Origin of the sequence: Pseudoflavonifractor sp. MCC625, assembly GCF_018784545.1 — a bacterium.
Lineage (GTDB): Bacteria > Bacillota > Clostridia > Oscillospirales > Oscillospiraceae > Pseudoflavonifractor_A > Pseudoflavonifractor_A gallinarum.
Map to the genome: position 1 here is coordinate 1 of NZ_WQOJ01000028.1, position 491 is coordinate 491.

Annotated in this window: 1 protein-coding gene; it reads left to right on the top strand. The window is 56.2% G+C overall.

Going from position 1 to position 491, the window contains the following annotated elements:
• Nucleotides 1–114 precede the first annotated feature (114 nt).
• A partial coding sequence (locus GPK94_RS07350) for a hypothetical protein (RefSeq protein WP_215655375.1) occupies nucleotides 115–491 on the top strand: 377 nt, incomplete at its 3' end.

Here is a 491-nt window from a genome sequence, read left to right on the forward strand (position 1 = left end):
GCCGAACTGGAGCTGTACCCGGATTTTGACCAGTAAACAACATAACCGCAGGGATGGGGTGGCGATCTGCCACCCCACCTCTTTACCCCAAAACTGAAAGGAGGACAGAACACTATGCCAACCAAAGCTGAACTATATGCACAGATGGCGGAGAAGATGGCAACGCAGCTCACGGGGAGCTGGCAGGAATGGGCAGGGTTTCTCACCACTGCTTCCCGACTTTACAAATACCCGTTCCATGAACAGCTGATGATCTACGCCCAGCGACCGGACGCCACCGCCTGTGCGGAGTACGATTTGTGGAATGAAAAGATGGGCCGGTATGTAAGGCGCGGTTCCAAGGGAATCGCTCTGGTGGACGATTCCGGGGACAGGCCCCGCCTGCGTTATGTCTTTGATATTTCCGACACCGGAACCCGTGAACATTCCCGCACTCCCTGGCTGTGGCAGCTGGAGGAGCGCCATTTGGATTCGGTGCAGGCCATGCTTGA